Source organism: Streptomyces sp. NPDC002265 (genome assembly GCF_040296125.1).
Classification (GTDB): domain Bacteria; phylum Actinomycetota; class Actinomycetes; order Streptomycetales; family Streptomycetaceae; genus Streptomyces.
Genome location: NZ_JBEOWS010000089.1, coordinates 1 through 22,252, shown reverse-complemented (window position 1 = coordinate 22,252; position 22,252 = coordinate 1). Strand labels below are relative to the sequence as shown.

Below are 22,252 nucleotides of genomic sequence, written 5' to 3'. Positions count from 1 at the left end.
CTCCCTGTGGGCCCTACTCGCGCTCCGGGCCGGGTGCCCGGGGCCGCCCAGCGGTGGTTCAGGCGGCCTTGACCGGCCCGTGAGATGCTCCCCACCATGATCGAGAGCGAGCGCAGCCGGCGGGCGATGGCAAGCGTCGAGGCCCACGTGCGCGGCTTCTTCACCGGCCATGTGATCACGGTCGACGACTACGACCTGGGACCCGGGCGACGGGACGCGGTTCCAGCGCTGAAGATCCTCACCGTCAGCCCGGGACCACGCGCCGACAGCTGGGCGTACGTCACCGCCGGCTGCTGGTCCACGGCCGAGACGGACGGCCACGGCCTCGAATTCCTCCTCACCGCGCCCGTTCGCGACGAGCGCTTCGCGGATCTCCTGGCCATGACCGCGTACTACCACGCCCATCACCACCTCGACGTCCAGCACAGCCTGCCTGTCGGGGAGCCGTGGCTGCCGGGGTCCCACTGCGACCACCTGCTGATCAGCCTTCCCTACCTCCACGGCCCCGACCTGGAGCGCTGCCCGTTGCCGGACGGCCATGCCCGCATCCTGTGGGTCCTCCCGGTCACCGCGGCCGAGATGGCGTACCGCCGCGAGCACGGCCACGAAGCCCTCGAGCAGCTCTTCGACGAGCACGCGATCGTCCCGACCGATCCACGACGCCCGTCCGTCGCCTGAACCTCGCGGCTGCCCTGGGGGCCGGGCCCGGCGCAGTTGTTGCGGCCGAGCAGGCGGGAGCCCGGCCGTGATCCCGGTCGGCACGGTGCCGGACGTCGGCGGGGGAGCGGTGCGCGACTTGCTGCCCGGCCGCGTACCTGTTGTCCTGGGAGGCAGCCTGTACGCCACCGGAGCCTGCCCGGCGGTCCGCCACCGGAGCCCAGGCGGGCACTGAAGCGGGTACGCGGCCGTACGAGCAGACACCGGGCCCGGATCTCGCGCGAGCACACGGAGCAGGAGCCGCCGGATGACGAAAGCCGTGGACAGCGTGCTGGCCGGCCTGGACGCGATCCGCGGCCAGGTGGAGGACCTCTACCGGGACCTGCACGCCCATCCCGAACTCGGACTGGCCGAGACCCGCACCGCCGCCCGCGTGGCCGAGCGGCTGCGGGCCTGGGGGTTCACCGTCACCGACGGCATCGGGGGAACCGGCGTGGTGGGCGTGCTGCCCAACGGCAGCGGACCCACCGTCCTGCTGCGCGCCGACATGGACGCCCTCCCGGTGCGGGAAGCCACCGGCCTTCCCTACGCCTCCACCGCCGTCGCCACCGACCGATCGGGCCGCGAGGTGCCGGTCATGCACGCCTGCGGGCACGACGTCCATGTTTCCTGCCTGCTCGGATGCGCGCAGCTCATGGCGCAGGGCAGACAGAGCTGGCGGGGCACCCTGGTGGTGCTCTTCCAACCGTCGGAGGAGAACGGCGACGGCGCCCATGCGATGCTCAGGGACGGCCTGACCGACCGTGTCCCCCGCCCCGACGTGGCGTTCGCCCAGCACGTGCTGCCCTACCCCGCCAGATACGTCGGGGTGCGTCCGGGACCCTTCTTCAGCGCGGCGGACAACCTGCGCATCACCTTGCACGGGCGCGGTGCCCACGGCTCCATGCCCCAGTCCTCGATCGACCCGGTCGTCCTGGCCGCGCTGTGCGTCGTACGGCTGCAGACCATCGTCTCCCGCGAGGTCGCGGCCACCGATCCGGCGGTACTGACCGTCGGCAGCCTCCACGCCGGCTCCGGCCCGAACGTCATTCCCGACAGCGCCACCCTCGAACTGAACATCCGCAGCTACAACGGCGCCACCCGCGCCCGGATCCTCGACGCGATCCGCCGCTGCGTACGCGCCGAGAGCCAGGCGTCCGCGGCTCCGAGGGAACCCGACATCGAGACGCTGTCCTCCTCCCCGCCCACGTCCAACGACGCCGAGACGGCCGTACGGCTCGACAGAGCCTTCCGCGCCCACTTCGGCGCCGCCGCCGACACCATCGGCCTGCAGACCGCCAGCGAGGACTTCAGCGAGATCCCCGGCGCCTTCGGGACTCCGCTGTGCTACTGGGGCATCGGCGGGATCGATCCCGAGCAGTACGCCGCGGCAGCACGCAACGGCACCGTCGACCAGGACATCCCGGTGAACCACTCACCCGCCTTCGCTCCCGTCGTCCAGCCCACCCTGGACACGGGCATCACGGCCCTGACCGTCGCCGCACTGGACTGGCTCGCCTGCGACCAGGAGTGACCGACTCCGCGCCGCGGGCTCACAAGGCACGGTCGGGACACCGCCCGGCACCGCACCGGCGCCGTCGGCCGGAAAGCTGCCGGTGTCTCATCGGGCGGACCGTTCGGGGATCGCCGGCAGGACCTTCTCGGCGATGTCGAGGAGGGCACTGTCGTCCGGGAGGGCTCCGGACGTGCTCCACACGGTGATGTCGCAGGAGCCGCCCCGGTCCTTGCGGTCCAGAGCCACGGACAGCGTCCTGGCCAGCGGGCCTTGCTCGACCGGGCCGCCGGAGCTGCCGCCGCCGAGATTGATCTCGAACTTCATGGTGTGATCCGAGAAGAAGACCGCGGGCCGGCCGAGGACCGTGAGCGTCTTGACGTCCCTCTCGTCCCCGAACTTCATCAGCTTCACGTATTGGGCGGTCGACAGATCGTTGTACGTGGCCGAGACGTTCACGGTGTACGTGTCGAACGTGACCTCGCCCTCCGGCTCGGCGACCTTTCCGTCCGTCAGAGCAGCGGTGTTGTCGGTGCCGGAAGCACTGATCGCGATCTCTCCGGGCGTACCGAGGAGTTGGGCCAGGTCGGGCCGGTTGAGCGCCTTGCACAGTTCCTCACCGGTCACAGGCCGGGGCGTCCGCTGGTAGGCCTTGGGCAGTTCCTCGTGTGACGCGTCCGGACAGGAGGCGGGCTGCGCGGTGCCGGCGTCGGACGGCATGAAACGTGGGGCCACCCACAGCGCGGCCGCGACTGCCCCGACCAGGGCAACGGCCGCGACGGCCTGGCCCCATGCGTTGGGTTCGTTCTTCGCCGGGGCCGGACCGGGACGCGGCCCGGTTCCGGCCTGGGGCTGGGACCGGGGCTGGGCCTGGACATGGGTCTGGGCCTGGGGCTTGAACCCGGTATGGGTCTGGTCGGCGGCGCCGACTGCCGTCCCGTCTGCCGAGGTTGGCGGAGGCGGGTTGCGGCGTGCGCGCAGGGCCCGGACCACCGCGTGGATGCGTAATGCCGTGAACCCGAGGAACAGCACACCGAGACCGGCCGCGACCGGGGAGTGATCGCGGGCGGCGAGATACATGATGCGTACGCCGAGAACGGACCCGACCGCGATGAGCAGCGGCTCGCGGACCCAGAACGGCAGGAGACGGAGGAGGAATCCGAGCATCCGGCGATCTCACCAGGACAAGATCACAACCGTCATGATGGAAGCCACAGTTCCGGGCCCGTGTGGAATCGTCGACAGCATCGGCCACCAGATGATCAGCACAGAAAGCGTGAAACCGCATGCCTGAGTTAGCCACCGCCGGCCGGCCCACCGCGATCGTCATAGGCGCGAGTGCCACCGGTCTCCTCGCCGCGTCCGTGCTCGCCGAGTTCGCCGACGTCACCGTCGTCGAACGCGACGTCCTGCCCGCCGGACCGCAGCCGCGTACCGGTGTGCCGCAGGCCCGCCACGCACACCTGGTGTGGAGTGGCGGCGTGCGAGCCTTCGACGACCTCGTGCCGGGGCTCGTCGGCGACATCGTCGCCGCCGGTGGCCGCCTCGTGCACATCATGGGCGACATGGTCTCCCGGGCCCCCAACGAGATCTGGTTCCGCCGTTTCCTGTCCACCCACCACCGCAATCTGGTGTGTTCGCGGGACCTCCTCGACTCCGTGCTCCGTGGCCGCGTCCTCACCCACGACCGCATCACCCTGCACCAGCACACGACCGTCCACGCCCTGGCAGGCGACGCCCGGCGCGTCACCGGCATCCGGGCAAGCGGCGAGGACCAAGAGCTCACTCTTTCCGCCGACTTGGTCATCGACGCCTCCGGGCGCGGCTCCCGCGCATCGCACTGGCTGCGGGACCTCGGCCTCCCGGGCGTCACCGAACGGACCGTCAACGCGGGCGTCGCCTACGCCACCCGCCTCTACCGGGCCCCCGGCACGACCGGGGACATGGACTTCCCGCTGATCAACGTGCAGGCCAACCCCGCCGCCCCGCCCGGCCGCGGCGGCATCATCCTGCCCGTCGAGGGCGGCCGCTGGATCGTCACGCTCGCCGGCACACGTGGCGGTGAACCCACCGCCGACCCCGAAGCGTTCATGGACTTCGCGCTCTCTCTCGGCGACCCGGTCATCGGCGAACTGATCAAGGGCGCCGAACCGATCGGCGGTGTCGAGACCACCCGGGCCACGGGCAACCGACGCCGCTACTACGAGAAGGCCGAGCGCTGGCCGGAGGGATTCGCGGTCCTCGGCGACGCCGTGGCCGGTTACAACCCGGTCTACGGCCACGGCCTGACCGTCTCCGCCCAGAGCGCGGTCGCCCTGCGCGACGTCCTGCGCCGCGCGCACCTCGCCGACCCCGACACCGCGCTCCGTATCCAGCGCGCCGCGGCCCGGCCGGTCGCCGCCGCGTGGGACCTGGCCGTCGGACAGGACGCGTTCTATCCCGGAGCCACCGACACCCCGCCCACCGCCGTGGAGAAGTTCCTGGCCCGCTTCGTCGACCGAGCCGTCGCCACCGGCGCCCGCAACCCGCGGGCGCTCGGCGCGCTGCTCGACGTCATGAGCCTGGAGAAGCCCGCCACCCGGCTCTTCTCACCCGACATGCTCCTCCCCATGCTTTTCGGCCCGCCCAAGCCGTTCCTCCAGGGTCCGCCCATGACGGAGGCCGAACGGAACTCCGCGATGCCCTGAGAGGGCCGTCGCAGGGAGGCCGGAAACCGAACACACCGGCAGGGCGGGGAATATCGAGCGTTCACGGCCGGACAGGCCCTGGACGGAGCGGGATCAGCCGGTGTCCAGGCCGTCGACCAGGCGGTCGAGGAACCGGGTGAAGGTGGCTTCGGGGGCGAGGGGCCGCCCGGGGACGGAGAGCGCTTCGGCGAGTTCAGGGTGGCGGCCGTCCGCGGCGACAGCGGCGAGGTAGCGGGCCTCCGCTGCGGCTCGGTCGGGGGACTGCGAGGCTGCGGACTGTGCGACCTCGTGTGCCACGTGTCCGGCCACGAACGCGGTGAGCTGGGCGAAGACCTCCAGCTTCGCCGCACCGTCCAGTCCGGCGGGTCGCAGGGCGGCGAGCGCGTGTTCCAGGAAGTCCAGGGTGTTGGGTCCGGGGACGCGGCGGGTGGACAGGGCGGCGGGCAGCCAGGGGTGTCGCAGCATGTGGGCGCGCTGGAGGTGGGCGATGGCCTTCAGGTCGGCGCGCCAGTCGCCGGTGAGCGCGGTCGTGGTCGGCAGTTCGCCGCTGACGTGGTCGACCATCAGGTTCAGCAGCGTCTCCTTGTCGGGGGCGTAGCTGTAGAGCGACATGACGCCGGCTCCGACCCGTGCGGCGACCTTCCGCATGGTGACCGCTTCGAACCCCTCGGTGTCCGCCAGGGCGACGGCCGCCTCGGTGATCACCTCTCGGCTGTAGGCGGGCTTGCGACCTCTGCGGGGCTCGACAGAGGTCGGCCAGAGCTGCTGAGGGTCGACGCCCGGGGCGGCGGTCTCCGTGTCACGGGACATGGTCCGGGCTCCTTCCCTTGATCGTGATCGCGGCGTTCCTTGCCGGTCTCAGTCAAGCATGCCCTATTCTCGTACAACGTACGGAAATCAGGGAGGGGAACGATGACAGCATGCGCACACCGTTCAGAGCCGAGGCCGGCCTGGGCACCGCCGTTCAGAAAGCCGCCCCGTGCCGCACGGCTGATGCGGGCGACCTGGCGCCGTCTCCCGGCCAAGCTGCACGATGTCCGCTGGGAGCCGGGACTGACGGTGCCGGCCGCCGACGGCAGCCCGCTGATCACGGACCACTACTTCCCGCGTGCGGCGGGGGACTTCCCCACCCTGCTGGTGCGCTCGCCGTACGGCAGGGGCCTGCCGTGGTCGCCCATGTACGGCCTGCTCTTCGCCGAACAGGGCTTTCACGTGGTCCTCCAGAGCTGCCGCGGCACCGGCGGCTCGGAGGGCGCGTTCGACCTGTGGCGCAACGAGGCCGCCGACGGCCGGGCCACGGTGTCCTGGCTGCGCGAGCGACCCTGGTTCAACGGAACACTCGGGACCGTCGGCCCCAGTTACCTGGGCTACGTGCAATGGGCCCTGGCCGCGGACCCACCGCCGGAACTGAAGGCCATGGTGGTGCAGGTGGGCCTGCACGATCCCCATGCCCTGTTCCACGCGCACGGTGCGCTGCGTCTGGAGAACGCCCTCGCCGTCGGCGTCGGCATGACCTATCAGCACCAGGGCATGGCACCGTTCCTGAGGGCGACACTGCGCCTGCGACGCCGCCTGCGTGAAGTCACCACCGCGCGGCCCCTGAGCGGGGCGTACAGGTCAGCCTTCGGGCACGAAGTGCCTTGGCTGGACGACGTATTGACCCATCCGGACCCCGAGGACGCGTACTGGCGCGGCGCGTCGCAGGCAACGGCGGCGGAACGGCCCGGCGTGCCCACGAGCCTGATCACCGGATGGCACGACGTGCTGGCCGACCAGACCCTGGAGCAGTACGACCGGCTGCGTCGGGCCGGATGCGAGACCGCCCTGCTCGTCGGCCCCTGGACCCATACCTCCGCCCTCCAGCAGGGATGGCCCGAGGTGTTCGCCGAAAGTCTCGCCTGGCTGCGCGCCCACCTGTACGCCGACCCCTCCGGACTGCGCCCCACGAGGGTGCGCGTGCACATCGGCGGCGAGAACGCCTGGCGCGACCTCGACGACTGGCCGCCGGCCACGGCCGTCGGCCGGTGGTTTCCCACCGCGCAGGGACATCTCACCCAGCAGGCCCCCACGGACTCCGCCCCGCTGACGTCCCTCCGCTACGACCCGGACGACCCCACCCCGTCCCTCGGCGGCCCGCTGCTCTCCCGTACCGCCGGTCCCCACGACAACACCGTCCTGGAGGCCCGGGAAGACGTAATGACGTTCACCGGCCCTCCGCTGACCGAGCCCGTGGACATCCTCGGACCGGTCTCGGCGCGCCTGAGCGTCTCCACGGACACCGGTCATGCCGATGTCTTCAGCCGCCTGTGCGACGTGGACACCCAAGGCCGCTCCGTCAACGTCTGCGACGGGCTGGGCCGAGTGCGGACGGACGGGCAGCAGCCGTCGCAGCTCACCGTGCCGATGAGCTCGACCGCCCACCGCTTTGCCGTCGGCCACCGCATACGCTGGCAGATCAGCGGCGGCGCCCATCCGCGCTATGCCCGCAGTCCCGGCACCGGGGAGTCGCCGGTGGACGCCACCACCTTCACACCGGTGCGCATCACGCTCCACACGGACTCGGAGCTGATCCTCGCAGTGCACGCCCACCGTGCCGGGCCCAGCCCTGCGGAGAACGGCTGACCGGCCGGTCCGGCCGGACGGCTCGGCTCGGCTCGGCTCAGGCAACTCCGAGAGCGGTGACGGGAACCGCCGTACAACTCGTCGTCGACTGAACAAGGGGCTGCCGCTTCCGGGGGAGCCCTGGCTGCACGCGGACCGCCTGTACACGTACCCGGGCGAGCCTGCCGACGTGATCGCCTGCTACACCGAGAAGGCCGCGTCGGCCGGCTGGCGGCCCGCGCCCGACCCGGCCCCCTGGACATCGCCCGCCACCGGGGCGGACGTGGGCAGGGGCCATGGGATGATTCCGGGGCGCCAGGTCCTGAGGTCGACGGCAGGCTGAGCACAATTCCGGTCATGAAAGCGCCGAGCCGCAGGGGATGTCTATGTGGGATCAGCTCTTCGGTGCCGTGGTCGTCGCGATCATGGCAGAGCCACTCATTCGCCGGATACGGAAGTGGTGGCGCAGGCTGCGCATCGGCCGGACGGTCGCCGCACTGAGCCGTGGGGACACCGCCCGCATCCGCTGTGCCGCACGATTCCGCAACTCCGGCGGCGGCCGACACCGCGCGCGCCTGACGGCGGAAGCCGGAGGCGTTTTCCTTTCGACCACCGATGGCACAGTCGTGAGATTGCGGCTCGGGGCTCCACTCACCGGCGTCGAAATCGTCGCCGAGCACGCGATGCTGGTGTGCGACACAGCCGGGCGACAGCTGGAGATCCTGCTCCCGGCCGAGGAAGACCACCTCTTCCAGGCGGTCGTCGCCAGAATCTTGGGCGACGGGAACGTCATGGCCCGCGGAGTTCGATGCCCGGTTCAGTGACCGGTGGCCTCACCGGCCGAGAGGAATCGGTGTGGAGCAGTGACGGCATCCACCTCGACGCCCGCGGCCAGGCCGTCCTCGGTACCGAGATCGTTCGTGTCCTGGGCGCCCGGCTGGGCAACGTCTGGGCGCAGGGACTCGGGTCATGGGCGCGGGAAGCGGGTGCGCATGGCGTCGATGCAGGTGTCCCGGGACGTCGGCCCGGCGAACCGGAGACGGTCGTACGCAGTGAACGCCGGTTCCAGGGCGTCGAGTTCGTCGATCAGCTCGTGCAGCCGCTCGTACCACTGAGCCGAACCGGCATCCGGCTCGTTCTCGGCGGCACTGATCGCGGTCGTCAGGTGATCCTTGCGTCGGATGGCGGCCGGGGTCACCGAGTGCAGACACACGTACTGTCCGCTGAGATAGGCATCCCACTCCGCCTTCCCGGTGACCGGGTCGGCCCAGTGAGCGGTGAACCATGCTTCGAGCGGCTCCAGGCCGCCGGCGTCGTCGGCGAGGGCGAACAAGTCGGCCGGCACCATCTCGGCACCGTCGGAGCGTAGATATCCCGGGAGGGGCAGCCGCTGCCCCAGCATGAGCCGGCGGACCTCATCGGCGTCGCGGCCATGGACCGCGCACAGCTCCTCCAGGGCGACGAACTGGGTGCTGACGTACACGTCATCCGCGTCGGTCATGGGATGGTCGCCGTTGACCTCCCGAAACCGCTCGGCAAGCTGCGTCTTCAGGTCTGTCTTCGACATCTGGCTGCCTCCGGTGTCACCGGCGCGGGCATCCTCCGCGCAGGACTCCGCACGCTACCCAGCGGACGGTTCGGTACCGACCGAACCATTGTCCAAGCTCGTAGAGTGCGTTTGGACGCGATCGTCCGCGTTCGCCGGGCCCGTCCGGTGTCCCTGGTACGCGACGGCGCACGATGCGAGTACGGCGTCCTGGACGAGCGCGAGGAGCAGGCTTCATGGACATCCACGACATCCTGAAGAACCCGGACGAGCACGTCCGCTTCGCGGCCTACCTCGACAGGCTGGAGCTCGTCGCCGACCCGGACGAGGTCGACCTGGTCAGCCGCGTGCTCACCGATCCGGACCGGACGATGGCCCGGTCCGCCGTGCTGCGGCACCTGGACCGTCGAGCCGAGGGCCTATGCCTCGGTCCCGGCTACGAGGAGTGGGCGCAGGCGATGACCCGGGCCACGATCGATCACCCCTTCCTCGTCGAGCGTCTGCGGGAGTGGTCGCTCTTCCGCGCTGTCACGCTCGATCTGCCCTGGCAGCCGGACGACCTGCTCGCGTCATCCAACTGGCTCCAGCTCAGGACCGCCGCCGGTACGAACACCGAGGCCGTCGAGATCCTCGCCGAAGCCGGCCGCACCAAGCGAATTCGCAACACCGCCAGGACCGGCCTCAACCACCGCGGCGCAAGCCGAAATCGGCTCACCCGCGACTCGTGACCACGAACCCCGTCAGGGCACGACGTACAGTGGCGCGAGGCTCCGTCGCCGGAGCCTTCGAGGCGACGGGGGCACTTCCATGGGTATGAACGCGGCGGCCAGGACCGAGTGGTGGGAGAGTCTGCCGGCCGGGATCCGCGACGAGATCGACGGGTACATCCTCCAGGACTCCCTGCTCATGGCGGTGAAGGTCATCACCGCCATCGGTCTTGTTCCTCATGGCATCGGGATCGGTACCGCTCAGTTGATCGCCCACGACCGGTAACTCCACCACGGAGACCGGATTGCCCGTGAGCCGGAGAGCCCACTCGACCTGGAATCTCTGGCCTGTCGGGCGGCCGGGTGCGGGGGCCGCATCGTGGCGATCGAGGCCGTCTGGGACGGTGACACCGTCCACGACTGGTTCGTACGACTGCTGGCCATCACCGCTGATCCGGCGGGGGAGGCTGGGATGGCGACCGTCTACTGGTCGACGGCCGAGCGGTACCTCGGCGAGGAAGGCACTCACCACACGCGTCACCTCGCGGCGGTGGCCGCCGAGCGGGCCGGCCGCGCTCTGGCCGGCCACCTCTCGGTTCCCTTCCACTTCGCCAGCCCGGACACCCCCGACGACGAGGCCCCGCGCTGGGCCGAGTCCGTAAAGGGCCGCTGACGGGCTGCCGTGAACGCCCCCGCGTCGACCGCCACTCGACCTGTTTCAGCGACCGACCACCCAACACGCGTCTGCGGGCCCTGGTTGCCGAGGTGGCAGCGGGCGGTCAGGCGTCAGGGTCGACTTCGGGGTGCGTGAACCGCACGGGCTTGCCCAGCGACCGGGCGTAGGCGATTTCGGCTCGGGTGCTGTCTCCGATGTAGTCGCCGACGACGAGCACCTCGTCAGCGAGCCGGATCTTCGCCCGGTGCAGATCGTCGAGTCGAACCTTCAGCGCCTCGGCCTCGGCAGGGTCGGACCAGAGTTCGTGCGGCGACTTCAGGTCACAGCCCGGTTTGACGACGATCCTTCCGGCTTTGGTCTCGCGCAGATCGGCCTCGTTCATCTCGGTCATGAAGCGGGTGGAGCCGCAGATCACGACGATACGCGGGAGGCTCAACAGCTTCTTCGCGTCGGCGAGCTTCTCCTCGGGGGTGAGCAGTTGCGGGTATGACACTGGTTCCTCCTGGTGGTGTGGTCCAAGGGGTGCCTGCGGCCGGGACGCCTGCGGACGCGGCACAAGACCCGTGCTCGGCACGCTTGCCGGGCCGTTGCTCACGGTCCTGGTGTGTGAGGCGGCGGGCGGGGGTGCGGCCGTCATCCCTGAGGGGATCGAGAGCCGTCCGTCGACGGTGAGGTCGGTGCTCCCTCGCGAATCTCGTGCAACGCCTCGTCGAACATGGCGCGGGCGCGGGTGAACCAGTCCGTCAGTACGGCGATCTCCTCCGGTCCGTAGTCGCCGAACAGGGTCGTCAGTCGCTGGTAGACGGGCCCGTAGATCTCGAGAATGCGCCCTTGGGCGGTCTCCTCCATGACCACGTACACGCGTCGGCGGTCGCCCGGGTCCGCGGTGCGCCGGATGTAGCCGGCCTTCTCCAGGCGGTTCAGCACGCCCGTGACCGCTCCCGTGGTCAGCCTGGCCCGCTCCGCGAGGTCGCCCGCGACCAGTGACTCGCCGGCCATGGAAGCCTCGATGAGGAAGCCCAGGCAGGTGAGGTCCGTGACGTTCAGGCCCATCCGGCGGGCGATGTCCTGCTGCCCGAACTGGGCGGTGGCGATCATCCGGTCCATGGCGTAGAGGGCCTGGTCCGCCGTTGCGGCCGGGCGCGTCTTGTGATCACTCACGAGTCCCCTTAGGATCTAAGATACTTAGCTTGCGAGATAAGAGGTCTCGCGGCGGGTCAGCCCCACCATCTTCACAGCTCGAGGAGCGCGGTCATGTTCATCCACGGTGACGACGAGTACGACCTGGGCCACACTGTCGCCGGCTGGACCGGTGTGGGCATCGCCGTGCTGGGATCCGGGCTGTGCGGACTCGCGATGATCAAAGGCTCGGGGCTGCTCGCGCTCGGGGGAGCGGCGGTGCTGGCCCTGGCCGTGCTGACCACGTGGATGCTGCATCTGGCGGGCTGGGGCAAGCCGAGCGGCCCGCGCCCGGCCGCCCAGTGGGACTGGCGCGTCAGGGACCTCGCCGCCCGGGGTGGTCACACGGACTGCCTCGGCTGCCGTCTCGCCGGGCGCGGGGCACCTCGCGGACAGGCCGCGGATCGACCCGAAGGGGCCGCCGTCGCCTCCGTCCTGTCGGCTGATCACGGATGAACCGCCCAGGGTGTCACCTGCGCCGAATCGAACGGTTAGGACGGCACACCCCCGAAGCCGTGGCCGCCCGCGACAGTCGGGACGCCGTTCAGGGGTCGGCTGTTCGTTGTGCGCGGGGTGTGGCCCGCCCCGCGGTGCCGGAGGGTCAGGCGATCTTGACGACGGTGCCGGCGTCTTCGAGCGCGGTGACCTCGTCGAGGGGTGCTGTTGCGTCGGTGACGAGTGTGTGCAGGAGCGTGGAAGGGCCGACGTGGGCGAAGGCGGTGTGGCCGAGTTTGCTGCCGTCGGTGGCGAGGAGAACGCGCCGCGCTGAGGTCATGGCCGCCCGTTTCACCGCGGCGTCGTCGAGGTCGTAGGCGGTCAGGCCGTCGGCCGCGCTCAGTCCGCAGCAGCCGATGACGGCGGTGTCGAAGCGCAGGGCGGCGAGTGAGGCGAGGGTGAGGGGGCCGGTGAGGGCTCCCTCGGCGGCGCGGGGCTGTCCGCCGGGCACGATCAGCGTGGCCGGGCCGGGTGCCGTGCCGAAGAGGTGAATCGCCTGGAGGGACAGGGGCATGACCGTGACGGGGCGGTCGCGCAGGACGCGGGCGACCTCCAGGCAGGTGGTGCCGCTGTCCAGCAGGACGCTTTCGCCGTCGGCGATGAGCGCGCAGACCTCGGCGGCGATCCGGCGCTTGGCGTCGACCGACTCGTTGGTGCGCAGCGCGAAGGGAGGCTCCTCGCCCCTGAGCAGCAGGGTGCGTGCCCCGCCCCGGACGCGTTCGAGGACGCCCTGGGCGGCCAGGGTGTCGAGGTCGCGCCGGATGGTCATCTCCGAGGCGCCGGTCAGCTCCGCGAGCTCCTGGACCGTGGTGGCGCCGGAGTCCCTGACGGCCTTCGCGATCAGCCCGTGCCGCTCTGCGTTGCTCATGCAGGGATTGAACACCACCCCGCAATGAACATTCAACATGTTCAATTCTCGGGCTTTCGAACATTGAATTCGTTCGTTACGGTGGGCGGCATGGAACGTTCGCTTCGAGCCGCCCGCGTGGCGACCTATGTCTACTTTGTGCTGTGCGGCACCCTGATGGGCGCCTGGGTGGTGCACATTCCCGCCGTCGAAGAACGCGTGGGCGTCAGCCACGCGACCCTGGGCGGCCTGCTGGTACTGCTCGGGCTCGGGGCCTTCGCCGGGATGCAGGTGGCCGGCCCCCTGGCCGACCGCTTCGGCGCGCGCGTCGTGGTCCCCGCCGGCGGTGTGCTGTGCGGTGCGACCCTCGTCCTGCCCGGCCTCGCCCGGGACCCCTGGACGCTGGCGGGGGCCCTGTTCGTCTTCGGGTTCTGCAACGGCGTCCTGGACGTGAGCATGAACGCCCACGCCGTGCACGTGGAGAAGGCCTACGGACGGCCCGTCATGTCAGGCTTCCACGCCACCTTCTCCGTCGGCGGCGTCATCGCCGCGCTCGTCGCAGCCGGTGCCGCGAGCGCCGGCCTGACCCCGGTCGCGAGCATGGCCGCCATGGGAGCCGCAGGCGTCGTCGTCGCCCTGGCGTCGGCCCGTGCTCTCCTGCCGACCGCCCCCGACGCCAAGAGCGCCGGCTCCGACTCCCCGGCGGAAACCGGGGCAGCACCGGCCGTCACGTCCGGCAGCGCCAAGGGGCGTATCTGGCTGCTCGCCGTCCTGGCGCTGATGGTCATGCTGTGTGAGGGCGCCGCGAACGACTGGAGTGCCCTGCACCTGAAGGACGTTCTCGGCGCACCCGCCGGGACGGCCGCTTTCGCCTACGGCACGTTCGCGGCGGCCATGACCATCGGCCGGCTGCTCGCGGACCGCCTCGTCGCCCGGTTCGGCTCCATGGCGATCCTTCGCCATGGAGCGGCGATGGCCGCGGCCGGCATCACGCTCGTGGCTCTGCTCCCGTGGATGTGGGCCGCGTTCCTCGGCTGGGCGCTCTTCGGCCTGGGCCTGTCCGGCACGGTCCCGCAACTGTTCAGCGCGGCCGGTCACGCCGACCCCGCTGCCGCCGGGGCCAACGTCTCCCGCGTGGCCGGTCTCGGCTACGTCGGCATGCTCGCCGGTCCCGCCGTCATCGGCTGGCTCACCCACCTCGTCGCCCTCAACCACGCCTTCGTGCTTCTGACCCTGCTGTGTGTCACCACTGCCGCGGCCGCCGGGATCCTGCGCACCGGAGCGGACCGCACCCCCCACGACGAGTTGGCCCCCGCGGGCCGCTGACCGCTGGTGCGGCACGTCCTGACCACGTGCCGCACCAGCCTCCATCAATCTCAGACGACGGGTCGGGGAGTGCTCTCCTCGGCCACCCATGCCAGATAGGCGACCGAGCCCCCCGTCACCGGGATGGTGATCCACTCGGGCACCTCGTAGCCGTGCTGCTCGGACACCCATGCCTCCAGCTCCGGAAGCCGCTCGGTGGTCGTCTTGTACGAGATCCGCCACTCCTGGGCAGTCTGGACGGCATCGTTCCACCAGTACATCGCGGTGAGCGGTTGATCGATGTGCGAGCAGGCCGCCAGCCGGTTCTCGACAGCGCCACGTGCCAGAGCCTCCGCCCGCTGCGCATCGTCGATGGTCGTCTGCGCGATCACGATGTCGGTCATACGACTGCTCTCCCCGGGTCGGCGGAGTACGACCCTACCCAGCGGACCGGCCCCCACCTCGGAGGAGACGGGTGCACGGGCCGGACCACGTCCTCCGGCAGCAGCGGTTCGGTGCACCCGCAGTTCCGGCTTCAGATACTCCGCGGCTCCACCCGCCACTCAAGGTACGCGGGCCGTCGACCGCGGGACAGAACGAACTCCTTCGCGGCCTGGCGCACCAGGTCGATCGGGTGAGCTGGCATCGACGGTCCGGCTGGGCCCCGTTTCTGCGATGCCTGTCAGCGTGAGGCGGCCGCGCGCAGCGCCCACTCGTGTGCCGCCGCGGCGCGAAGGGCGTCCTCCAGGTTGCGGACCTTGTCCGCCAGAGGATCGTCGCTGCCGAAGACGCGGTCGGCGACTTCGGTGAGCGTGTCACCGTCCTCGCCTGTCGGGGTGAACAGCACGCTGTACAGCGTGTCGAAGCTCTCCGGCTGGGCTTCGGCTGCGGCTACACCGGTCCAGACATCGGCGCACCGAAGCTGCAGCAGTGTGATCAAGGACCGGAGGGCGTCCCACCGGACGTCCGGGTCGGTGCGGGTGCGCAGTTGGGCCCGCAGGTCGGCGTACAGCTGCGGCAGGCCGAGGCCGAGGACGCGTGTGCCCGCGTATGTCCACAGTGCCGATCCGGTGGAGGTGTCGCAGGCTTCCCAGCGGTCGCTCCACAACAGGCGGGTGAACGCGGAGCGCGCAGCGTCGCCGAACAGGGAGATACCCAGGATCAGGCCGCCGTTGCAGTCGACCGAGGCATGGTTCTCGCCCCATGCGACGAGCCGGTCCGGCCATGACGGGTCGTCGGTCTTCGGGGCGAGGACGGGAAGGAACTCCGGGAACAGGGCGCTCCCTTCATGCTTCTCCAACGTCTCGGCGATGGCGCCCCGCAGGTCCTCGCACGGCAGGTGCAGCAGGCCCAGGCACGCGTCCCTCGACACGTAGTGCGAGTCGTCGACGTGTTCCCACAGCAGGGGGGTGGCCGGGGTGTACCCCAGTTGTCCCACGGCGTGGAGCACGCCCGACGGTACGTCCTCGCGCAGTCGGCCCCCGTCGACCGTCGCCTCCAGCAGACGCTCGGCCAGCCGCAGGTCGCCGTGGCGGGCGAGGACCGGCACCAGCGCCTCGTGCGCGGCGGGCGCCGAGAGAAAGAGGGGGAGGAGTGCCTCGGCATCGGCACGGCCGCCGTGCCGGAGCACGGCCTCGGCGGCCATGGACTCCCATTGCCATGCCGACCCCGGGGCGTCATCGCCGGCGCATCGGTCGAGTATGGCCTGCGTGGCCGGGCAAAGCGTCAACTTGGCAACCGCCTCCGTGTGGACAACACCGCACATCATGACGGAGGCCGGACAGACCATGCCATGCAGTTTCCGCGTCTGGTCAACCTCTGTGCCTGCGTCCCACCCCTGCACATCTTGGTCTCGCGGGGGCCGGGCGCCGTCGGCCACCAAGGGCGCATTCGAGAGTGAAGAAGGCCCCGGATCACCGGTCGCGGAGTGATCCGACCGCCGCGCAGATCATTTCGTTGGGCGTCACCGCAGCCAGGAGTTCAGGGTCGGCGACCAACCGGCTGTGAGGAAGGCGATGCGGCCGTTCGCGGTCTGCACACAGGTGTCCGTGACCGTCAGGTCGGTGATGGTCGGGTCGGCCACGTTCGCCGGTTCCGCGAGCTCGTTCACGATGGGTCCCCCTGTTCCCGAAGCACGGGCACCTGGGTGCTCCGCCGCCGAGCCGGCTCCTGGATGCCCGATAAGAGCAACCTGTCAACAAGCCCAGCACTTTTCCTTTATATGCGGAGCAACTCCACCGAAGGGGACGCAGGCAGGGGCGCCGCGCCTTGAGGTGTCAACAATATTGCTGATAGTTCTCTCGTCGATCGCGCGCGTGTCCTGGACGGTGCCGCCGGAAGAACCTGCGGCACCGTCTCCCGCCTTTGTCTTCAGGGAGAGTTGTGAGCAAAGAGAGAACAAGTCGGATGCGCAGCCGCAGGGTTCGGCGGGGTATCGCCGGCGTGGCCGCCGGAGTGATCCTCGCCGTCGGCGGACTCGCCGTGGCGAACGCCTCGACCCCCACCGGTGGGACGAACGCGGCACCGGCCGCCAAGCGCCCCGTCGACAAGAACGCCACGGGCGCCGCAGCCGTGGTCAGCGCCGCCAACGCGTTCCTGAACACGCTGGACTCCGACCAACAGGCCTCCACGGTCCTGGACTTCTCGCAGGCGAACGCGACCGCCTGGTCCAATCTGCCGTGCGGCTCCTCCTGTCGGCCCGGCATCGGCTTCGGCACCCTGACCGACGACCAACTGGCCGCCGCGGAGCACGTGTTGAAGGTGGCCCTGGGCTCCGGCAAGGACACCGGTTACGAGCACGTGCTGCAGACCCTCAAGGCCGACGACGTGCTCGCCTCGGCGGAGGCCACCAGCTCCGCCTCCGGCGCGCCCACCTCGGAGCCGACCGACTCGGCCTCCGTGGAGCCGACCGACTCCGCGTCCACGGAACCGACCGCCTCGGACTCGGCCGCACCCACCTCGACCGCCACCGATCTCCCCACCGGCGCCCCGCCCTCCGGTGGCCCCGGTGGCGGCGGCCCCGGCGGCTTCTCGTACGGCAGCGGCTCCTACTACCTGGCCTTCCTCGGCACCCCGTCCGCGACCGGCACCTGGCAGCTGCACTTCGGCGGCCACCACCTGGCCGTCAACATCACCTACAAGGACGGCAAGGTCGCCGGTGCCAGCCCCTTCTTCACGGGTGTCGAGCCGACCAGCTGGACCGCCGAAGACGGCACCACCTACGCACCGCTCGCGAAGTTCCGCGACGGCCTGCTGAAGCTCACCGGCAGCCTGAGCACCGCTCAGCTGGCCCAGGCCAAACTGTCCCAGTCCTTCGGCGACGTACTGCTCGGCCCGAGCCAGGACGGCAAGTTCCCGGAGACCAAGGAAGGCATCAAGGTCGGCGAACTGTCAGCCAAGCAGCAGAAGTTGGTCCTGGCCGCCATTCACCCCTGGGTCGCCGACGTCGACGACGCCACGGCGGACCGGCTCATGAAGACGTACGCCAAGGAGCTGTCCGAGACCTACGTCGCCTACTCGGGCGGCACGGGCCTGGACACCCAGGGCGACTACGTCCGTATCGACGGCCCCGGCGTCTGGATCGAGTTCGTCTGCCAGAACGGCGTGGTCTTCCGCGACAAGATCCACTACCACACCGTGTACCGGGACCACACCCGCGACTACGGCAGCGAGTTCAGCTTCTCATGACCCGACCGCGAAACTGGCTGACCGCAGCACTCGTACGCATGGTGGCCGGGATCGCGATCGCGGTGCCGGCGGCGCTCCTCATCGGGGCGTCGCCGGCCGCCGCGCATCCGATGCCGCACTCGGTCGTGGAACTCGACGTCCACCAGAGCGCGGTGAACGCGCGACTGGAGCTCCCGGCCGGCGAGTTCACCGTGGCCAGCGGCATCGACCTGGGCGACGCCACCCGGACCACGCTGTCCCGGAGGGCCGGAGCCATCCGCGCGTATCTCGCACGGCACATCCGCCCGGCCACGGCCTCGGGGACGCAGTGGCGGGTCACCGTCGGCGCGCTCAGCATCAGCCGCGCCGAACAGACCTCGACGGGCCAGTACCGTGAGCTGGTCGCCGAGGCCGTGCTGACCCCGCCCGCCGGTGCCGACGTACGGCACTTCACCTTCGGCTACGACGTCATCGTCCACCAAGTCGTCACGCACGTCGCCCTGGTGTCGGTCCGTCAGGACTGGGCGGCCGGACAGGTCGACGGCAAGGGCACCACCCAGGTCGGCACCATCCAGATCGACACCCGGACCATGACGGTCCCGGCCCTGAAGGTCGACCTCGGCGACGGCAGCGCCTGGCGCGGATTCCTCGCCATGGTCGAACTGGGCGGCAACCACATCCTCACCGGCACCGACCACCTGCTCTTCCTGCTGATCCTGCTCCTGCCCGCGCCCCTGGCGGTCCGTGGGCGCCGCTGGGATGGCCTGGTGGGATCGCGCGCCGCACTCGCCCGCATCGGCGGCATCACCCTGGCCTTCACCGCCGGGCATTCGGTCGCCCTGGCCGCCAGCGCGCTCGGGCGACTGGACATCCCCGGCTGGCCGGTCGAGGCATTCATCGCCGCGAGCATCCTCGTCGGCGCAGTCCACGCCGTCCGCCCGCTGTTCCCGGGCCGGGAGGCGGTCGTGGCCGGGGTCTTCGGACTCGGCCACGGTCTGGCGTTCTCCTTCGTCCTGGCCGAGCTGCATCTGTCCACCGGACAGCTCGTGACCAGCCTCCTCGGCTTCAACCTCGGTATCGAGCTGGTCCAGCTCCTGCTGGTCTGCCTCGCCCTGCCCGCACTGCTGCTGCTGGGACGCCTGCGCGTTCAGCCGGTGCTGCGACTGACCGGCGCCGCGCTCACCGGCACGGCGGCCCTGGGGTGGCTGCTGGACCGGCTGGGACAACCCAACCCGGTCGCACGCGCCGCCGACGGCGCCGGATCACACACCACGGCACTGCTGGCCGGGCTGGCAGCGACGGCGATGGCGGCCGTGGCGTGGACACTGGCCGCACGGCGCCGTCCAGCGCCCGACGGCGCCTCGGAACCCCTGGTCGTCCCGGCGGGCCGGGACGACCAGGCCGCGTCGACGTCCGCCGACCGCGCCGGTGGGGCGCGACCCGACCACGAGAGCCGAAACGCGGCACGCAAGTGAGCCAGGCCGGCCTGCTCACCCCGAGCAGGCCGGCCTGCTCACCCCCGATCTGGCCGGCCGTCGCTTGCGGGTGTCGTGGTGAGTGCCCCGTCGCGTGGTGATGGTTCCCCGAGGAGTGGACCGTTCCGCACGGTCATGCGTGGCGGTGGTACGCCTTGTTGGCGATGCGCCAGCCGTCGTCCGCGCGGGCGAGCAGGAAGACGTCGGTGAACGTGTCCGCGCCGTGCGAGAGGGTCATGGTGGCGGTCGCGACGGTCCCGTGGACGTCGACGGCGTCGATGCGACGGGTGCGGGTCGGTTCGTCGGGTGCCGGCCGACCGTGGAAGAGGGAGCAGTACTCGTCCAGGGGCCAGGAGACGAATGCGCCCTCTCGCACCCCCTCGATGTGGGCAGTGGGCAGGAAGGCGTCGCGGAAGTGGGCGGGGTCGCCGGTGGCGTGCCCGCGGATGTAGGCGCGCAACGGTTCGAGCACGGCGTCCTCCACGGAGGGGACCGTGGCGGCCACGGCGATGTCGGCCTCGGCGGATGCAGGGGTGTCGGCCAGGCCCGTCGCACTGCGCAAGGGGGTGTCCGTCGCGGCGGCCAGCACAGCCATGTCCTTGGCCAGTGCGCCGATCGTGAAGTGGGCCGTGGCTGCGGTCGGCTCACCGAGCAGGAAGGGGCGCTTGCGGGCCACGAGCCCGCCGAGCTGGCCGAGTTCGAGGACGTCCAGCGTCCGGGTGCGGGGCAGTCCGAGAGCGTCGGCCTGCCGCAGTGCGTCGCGCAGCGCGAGGACGGCTCCGGCGAGGCTGTTGTTGGCGATCAGCTTGAGCGCGGCGGCGGTCGCGGCGTCGTCCACGCGATGGACGGTGCCCAGTGTCTCCAGCACCGGCCGGACGCGTTCGAGGGCATCCTGGTCTGCGGCGGCGAGGATCTGCAGAGCGCCCGCGGCGACAGCGGGTACCGAGCCGAGCACGGGGGCGTGGACGTAACACGGGCCGAACTGCCGGGCCAGCTCAGATGCTTCGACGGGGGCGATGGTGCTGGTGTTGAGCACGATCGTGTCCGTTCGCAGCGAGTCGCGGACGTCGTCGAGGACCTGTCGACAGGCCGGCCCGTCGAACAGCGCCAGGACGACGAGGTCGGCCCCGGCCACGGCCTTGTTCGCATCGCCGGTCGTCGTGACGGTGCCCGAGGTACGCCCTGAACGGGTCCAGCCGACGACGTTGTGATCCTGGGTTGCCAGCCGGGTCGCGATCGCGCCGCCCATGCGCCCCAGACCGAGGACGGCGATCGTGTGCGGTGTGGTCATGTGTGCCACAGTGCTGCACGCCAATGGATGCGACAAGCGCAGATCTCGCAGGCCTGCCCTGCGGAGCCCGCATACCCGCCGGGCATACTGCCGTCATGGATCTGACGGTGTGGCGGACTTTCGTGACCGTGTGCCGGGCTGGATCGCTGTCGGCGGCGGCAGCCGAGCTCCATCACACGCAGTCGGCCGTCTCCCGGCAGATCGCCGGGCTGGAGCGGCAGCTCGGCGTGCCTCTGGTGGAGCGCCACGCACGTGGTGTGCGCCCGACGCCGGCCGGTGAGGTGTTCCGGCGCCATGCCCTGGCCACGCTCGACGAGGCCGACCGCGCCGTTCGCGCGGTACGGGAGGTCCGCGACGGGGTGTGGGAGCGGCCCCTGGCCATCGGAGCGACGCCGTCTCTCGCCGCGGGGATCGTCCCGCAGGCCGTCCGGGGTCTGCTGGAGCAGGCAGGATCCCTCCGGTGGAGCCTGCGGCCGGCTCTGAGCGCGCAGTTGCACGGCCGCGTGATGGCCGGTGATCTGGACATCGCCGTCGTCACCGACGCCCCGCCCGGGCTGACCGCGGACCCGTGGGTCGAGCTCCGGTTTCTCGGACTGGACGAGATGGTCGTCGTAGTGCCGTCGGGCCATCCGCGGGCCGGCCACGGCCCGGTGCACATCCAGGCGCTGGCCGACCAGACCTGGGCAGAGGACAACGAGGGCTCGGCGGCGCTGCTGCGCCAGCACGCCGCGCGCGCCGGAGTCAGCGCCCGTATCGACCTCATCGCGGCCGACCTGCCGGGCAAACTGGCCCTGGTCGCCACCGGTCACGCCATCGCGCTGATCCCCGGAGTGCTGACGTGCGCGCTGCGCGCCGATGTCACCGCGGTCGCCCTCGTGGATCCCCCGACCCGCGGCATCTACACGATCACTCCCCACCACGACGCCCACCCCTGCGCAGCGTCGCTCCACGACCAGCTCGCCGCGGTGTTCACCGCGGCACGTCCGGGCCGAGCTGCCCACCAGTCGTCCGGGACGGGCACCCACCACACCGACGCGCCCGCCGGCCTCGACCCGGGGGCCGTGTGGGACCACGCTCCGGACTGCTGAAGCATCTCGAATCGCTTCCGTGGCCCAACCCGGGGCATGTACAGGTGCTGATCCATGATGAGGAGGACGACTGCTTCGGCCTGTGGATGATCCATGACGGCAGGCTGGTGGAAGTACCTCTCGCGCGCACGCAGCGGTTTCACTCCCAAGCTCCTCACTCTGAGGACTACCCGCCGAGTCCGGGGGTATCTGTGGCGGACTGACGCGGGCAGCAGTGTGCCAGCAGACCTCTCGGCAGAACGTCAAGATCCGCGACCGGCTTGGTGGCACCAGAGCCGACAGGTCTCCATGCCCCTTCTGTGCCCGTTCGGTCGGGAACAGCGGGGAACCGCAGTCGCCGGCGGACAACGCTCACGAGAACGGCCCCTGACCGAGTTACCTGGTCAGGGGCCGTTCTCGCTGCTCTCGGAGCGGAGGCGGTGGGATTTGAACCCACGGTGACATCGCTGACACGACGGTTTTCAAGACTTTGTGCGGCTT

At 70.8% G+C, this 22,252-nt stretch carries 24 protein-coding genes; 13 read left to right on the top strand and 11 right to left on the bottom strand.

All coding sequences use genetic code 11. The features are described 5' to 3' along the window. The first annotated feature begins 96 nt into the window (after window positions 1-96). Both ABT085_RS17880 and ABT085_RS17875 read left to right on the top strand, forming a co-directional pair. Window positions 97-678 (top strand): suppressor of fused domain protein, encoded by a 582-nt coding sequence (locus ABT085_RS17880; protein ID WP_351608151.1) that lies wholly within the window; start codon window positions 97-99, stop codon window positions 676-678. 286 nt (window positions 679-964) lie between these two features. Then, on the top strand, window positions 965-2,230 hold the full coding sequence (locus ABT085_RS17875) for an amidohydrolase (RefSeq protein ID WP_351608148.1): 1,266 nt from the start codon (window positions 965-967) through the stop codon (window positions 2,228-2,230). Between the two features lie 87 nt (window positions 2,231-2,317). Here ABT085_RS17875 and ABT085_RS17870 read toward each other — a convergent pair whose 3' ends face one another. Then, a complete protein-coding gene (locus tag ABT085_RS17870) occupies window positions 2,318-3,376 on the bottom strand; it encodes a DUF6215 domain-containing protein (RefSeq protein ID WP_351608145.1) in 1,059 nt (352 codons plus the stop codon). Between the two features lie 119 nt (window positions 3,377-3,495). Here ABT085_RS17870 and ABT085_RS17865 point away from each other — a divergent pair, with 119 nt between their 5' ends. Further along, window positions 3,496-4,896, top strand: a complete 1,401-nt coding sequence (locus ABT085_RS17865; protein ID WP_351608142.1) for an FAD-dependent oxidoreductase — start codon at window positions 3,496-3,498, stop codon at window positions 4,894-4,896. A 93-nt stretch (window positions 4,897-4,989) separates the two neighbouring features. Here the strand turns inward: ABT085_RS17865 and ABT085_RS17860 are convergent, their stop codons facing one another. Then, entirely contained in the window at window positions 4,990-5,706 is a 717-nt protein-coding gene (locus ABT085_RS17860) for a TetR/AcrR family transcriptional regulator (RefSeq protein WP_351608139.1), read from the bottom strand. A gap of 183 nt (window positions 5,707-5,889) precedes the next feature. Here ABT085_RS17860 and ABT085_RS17855 point away from each other — a divergent pair, with 183 nt between their 5' ends. Both ABT085_RS17855 and ABT085_RS17850 read left to right on the top strand, forming a co-directional pair. Beyond that, complete coding sequence (locus tag ABT085_RS17855; RefSeq protein WP_351608136.1) at window positions 5,890-7,518, top strand: CocE/NonD family hydrolase; 1,629 nt, start codon at window positions 5,890-5,892, stop codon at window positions 7,516-7,518. A 365-nt stretch (window positions 7,519-7,883) separates the two neighbouring features. After that, a complete protein-coding gene (locus ABT085_RS17850) occupies window positions 7,884-8,321 on the top strand; it encodes a hypothetical protein (RefSeq protein WP_351608133.1) in 438 nt (145 codons plus the stop codon). A 143-nt stretch (window positions 8,322-8,464) separates the two neighbouring features. On the opposite strand, the gene ABT085_RS17845 is transcribed toward ABT085_RS17850, so the two are convergent. Continuing rightward, window positions 8,465-9,064 carry a DUF6058 family natural product biosynthesis protein gene (locus tag ABT085_RS17845; protein ID WP_351608131.1) on the bottom strand — a complete coding sequence of 200 codons (600 nt, stop codon included), beginning with the start codon at window positions 9,062-9,064 and terminating at the stop codon, window positions 8,465-8,467. 215 nt (window positions 9,065-9,279) lie between these two features. On the opposite strand from ABT085_RS17845, the gene ABT085_RS17840 reads away from it, so the two are divergent. The 3 genes from ABT085_RS17840 (at window position 9,280) to ABT085_RS17830 (ending at window position 10,423) form a co-directional block, all read left to right on the top strand. After that, window positions 9,280-9,771 (top strand): hypothetical protein, encoded by a 492-nt coding sequence (locus ABT085_RS17840; protein WP_351608128.1) that lies wholly within the window; start codon window positions 9,280-9,282, stop codon window positions 9,769-9,771. A gap of 79 nt (window positions 9,772-9,850) precedes the next feature. Then, window positions 9,851-10,036 carry a hypothetical protein gene (locus ABT085_RS17835; protein ID WP_351608125.1) on the top strand — a complete coding sequence of 62 codons (186 nt, stop codon included), beginning with the start codon at window positions 9,851-9,853 and terminating at the stop codon, window positions 10,034-10,036. A 93-nt stretch (window positions 10,037-10,129) separates the two neighbouring features. Beyond that, complete coding sequence (locus tag ABT085_RS17830; RefSeq protein WP_351608122.1) at window positions 10,130-10,423, top strand: hypothetical protein; 294 nt, start codon at window positions 10,130-10,132, stop codon at window positions 10,421-10,423. Window positions 10,424-10,529: 106 nt separating this feature from the next. Here ABT085_RS17830 and ABT085_RS17825 read toward each other — a convergent pair whose 3' ends face one another. Together ABT085_RS17825 and ABT085_RS17820 are read right to left on the bottom strand one after the other, a co-directional pair. Beyond that, window positions 10,530-10,919 carry a hypothetical protein gene (locus ABT085_RS17825; RefSeq protein WP_351608119.1) on the bottom strand — a complete coding sequence of 130 codons (390 nt, stop codon included), beginning with the start codon at window positions 10,917-10,919 and terminating at the stop codon, window positions 10,530-10,532. 140 nt (window positions 10,920-11,059) lie between these two features. After that, window positions 11,060-11,533, bottom strand: a complete 474-nt coding sequence (locus ABT085_RS17820) for a MarR family winged helix-turn-helix transcriptional regulator (protein WP_351608175.1) — start codon at window positions 11,531-11,533, stop codon at window positions 11,060-11,062. 147 nt (window positions 11,534-11,680) lie between these two features. Here ABT085_RS17820 and ABT085_RS17815 point away from each other — a divergent pair, with 147 nt between their 5' ends. Beyond that, window positions 11,681-12,061 (top strand): HGxxPAAW family protein, encoded by a 381-nt coding sequence (locus ABT085_RS17815; protein ID WP_351608116.1) that lies wholly within the window; start codon window positions 11,681-11,683, stop codon window positions 12,059-12,061. A 145-nt stretch (window positions 12,062-12,206) separates the two neighbouring features. Here the strand turns inward: ABT085_RS17815 and ABT085_RS17810 are convergent, their stop codons facing one another. Further along, window positions 12,207-12,968, bottom strand: coding sequence for a DeoR/GlpR family DNA-binding transcription regulator (locus tag ABT085_RS17810; RefSeq protein WP_351608114.1), 762 nt, complete (start codon window positions 12,966-12,968; stop codon window positions 12,207-12,209). A gap of 90 nt (window positions 12,969-13,058) precedes the next feature. Between ABT085_RS17810 and ABT085_RS17805 the strand changes: the two genes are divergently transcribed. Beyond that, window positions 13,059-14,273 carry an MFS transporter gene (locus ABT085_RS17805; RefSeq protein ID WP_351608111.1) on the top strand — a complete coding sequence of 405 codons (1,215 nt, stop codon included), beginning with the start codon at window positions 13,059-13,061 and terminating at the stop codon, window positions 14,271-14,273. Between the two features lie 50 nt (window positions 14,274-14,323). Here the strand turns inward: ABT085_RS17805 and cutA are convergent, their stop codons facing one another. The 4 genes from cutA to ABT085_RS17785 form a co-directional block, all read right to left on the bottom strand. Continuing rightward, entirely contained in the window at window positions 14,324-14,656 is a 333-nt protein-coding gene (gene cutA, locus ABT085_RS17800) for a divalent-cation tolerance protein CutA (RefSeq protein WP_351608108.1), read from the bottom strand. 131 nt (window positions 14,657-14,787) lie between these two features. Continuing rightward, a complete protein-coding gene (locus tag ABT085_RS17795; protein WP_351608106.1) occupies window positions 14,788-14,898 on the bottom strand; it encodes an Imm1 family immunity protein in 111 nt (36 codons plus the stop codon). A gap of 36 nt (window positions 14,899-14,934) precedes the next feature. Then, on the bottom strand, window positions 14,935-15,897 hold the full coding sequence (locus ABT085_RS17790) for a hypothetical protein (protein ID WP_351608103.1): 963 nt from the start codon (window positions 15,895-15,897) through the stop codon (window positions 14,935-14,937). A gap of 318 nt (window positions 15,898-16,215) precedes the next feature. After that, window positions 16,216-16,362 carry a hypothetical protein gene (locus ABT085_RS17785; protein WP_351608101.1) on the bottom strand — a complete coding sequence of 49 codons (147 nt, stop codon included), beginning with the start codon at window positions 16,360-16,362 and terminating at the stop codon, window positions 16,216-16,218. Between the two features lie 332 nt (window positions 16,363-16,694). On the opposite strand from ABT085_RS17785, the gene ABT085_RS17780 reads away from it, so the two are divergent. Then, entirely contained in the window at window positions 16,695-17,939 is a 1,245-nt protein-coding gene (locus ABT085_RS17780) for a DUF3500 domain-containing protein (RefSeq protein WP_351608098.1), read from the top strand. Beyond that, window positions 17,936-19,393, top strand: coding sequence for a HupE/UreJ family protein (locus tag ABT085_RS17775; RefSeq protein WP_351608095.1), 1,458 nt, complete (start codon window positions 17,936-17,938; stop codon window positions 19,391-19,393). The genes ABT085_RS17780 and ABT085_RS17775 overlap by 4 nt, the downstream gene beginning before the upstream one ends. Window positions 19,394-19,526: 133 nt before the next feature. On the opposite strand, the gene ABT085_RS17770 is transcribed toward ABT085_RS17775, so the two are convergent. Then, window positions 19,527-20,684, bottom strand: a complete 1,158-nt coding sequence (locus ABT085_RS17770) for a nuclear transport factor 2 family protein (protein ID WP_351608092.1) — start codon at window positions 20,682-20,684, stop codon at window positions 19,527-19,529. A 95-nt stretch (window positions 20,685-20,779) separates the two neighbouring features. Here ABT085_RS17770 and ABT085_RS17765 point away from each other — a divergent pair, with 95 nt between their 5' ends. Next, a complete protein-coding gene (locus tag ABT085_RS17765; RefSeq protein WP_351608089.1) occupies window positions 20,780-21,772 on the top strand; it encodes a LysR family transcriptional regulator in 993 nt (330 codons plus the stop codon). The last annotated feature ends 480 nt before the right edge of the window (window positions 21,773-22,252 follow it).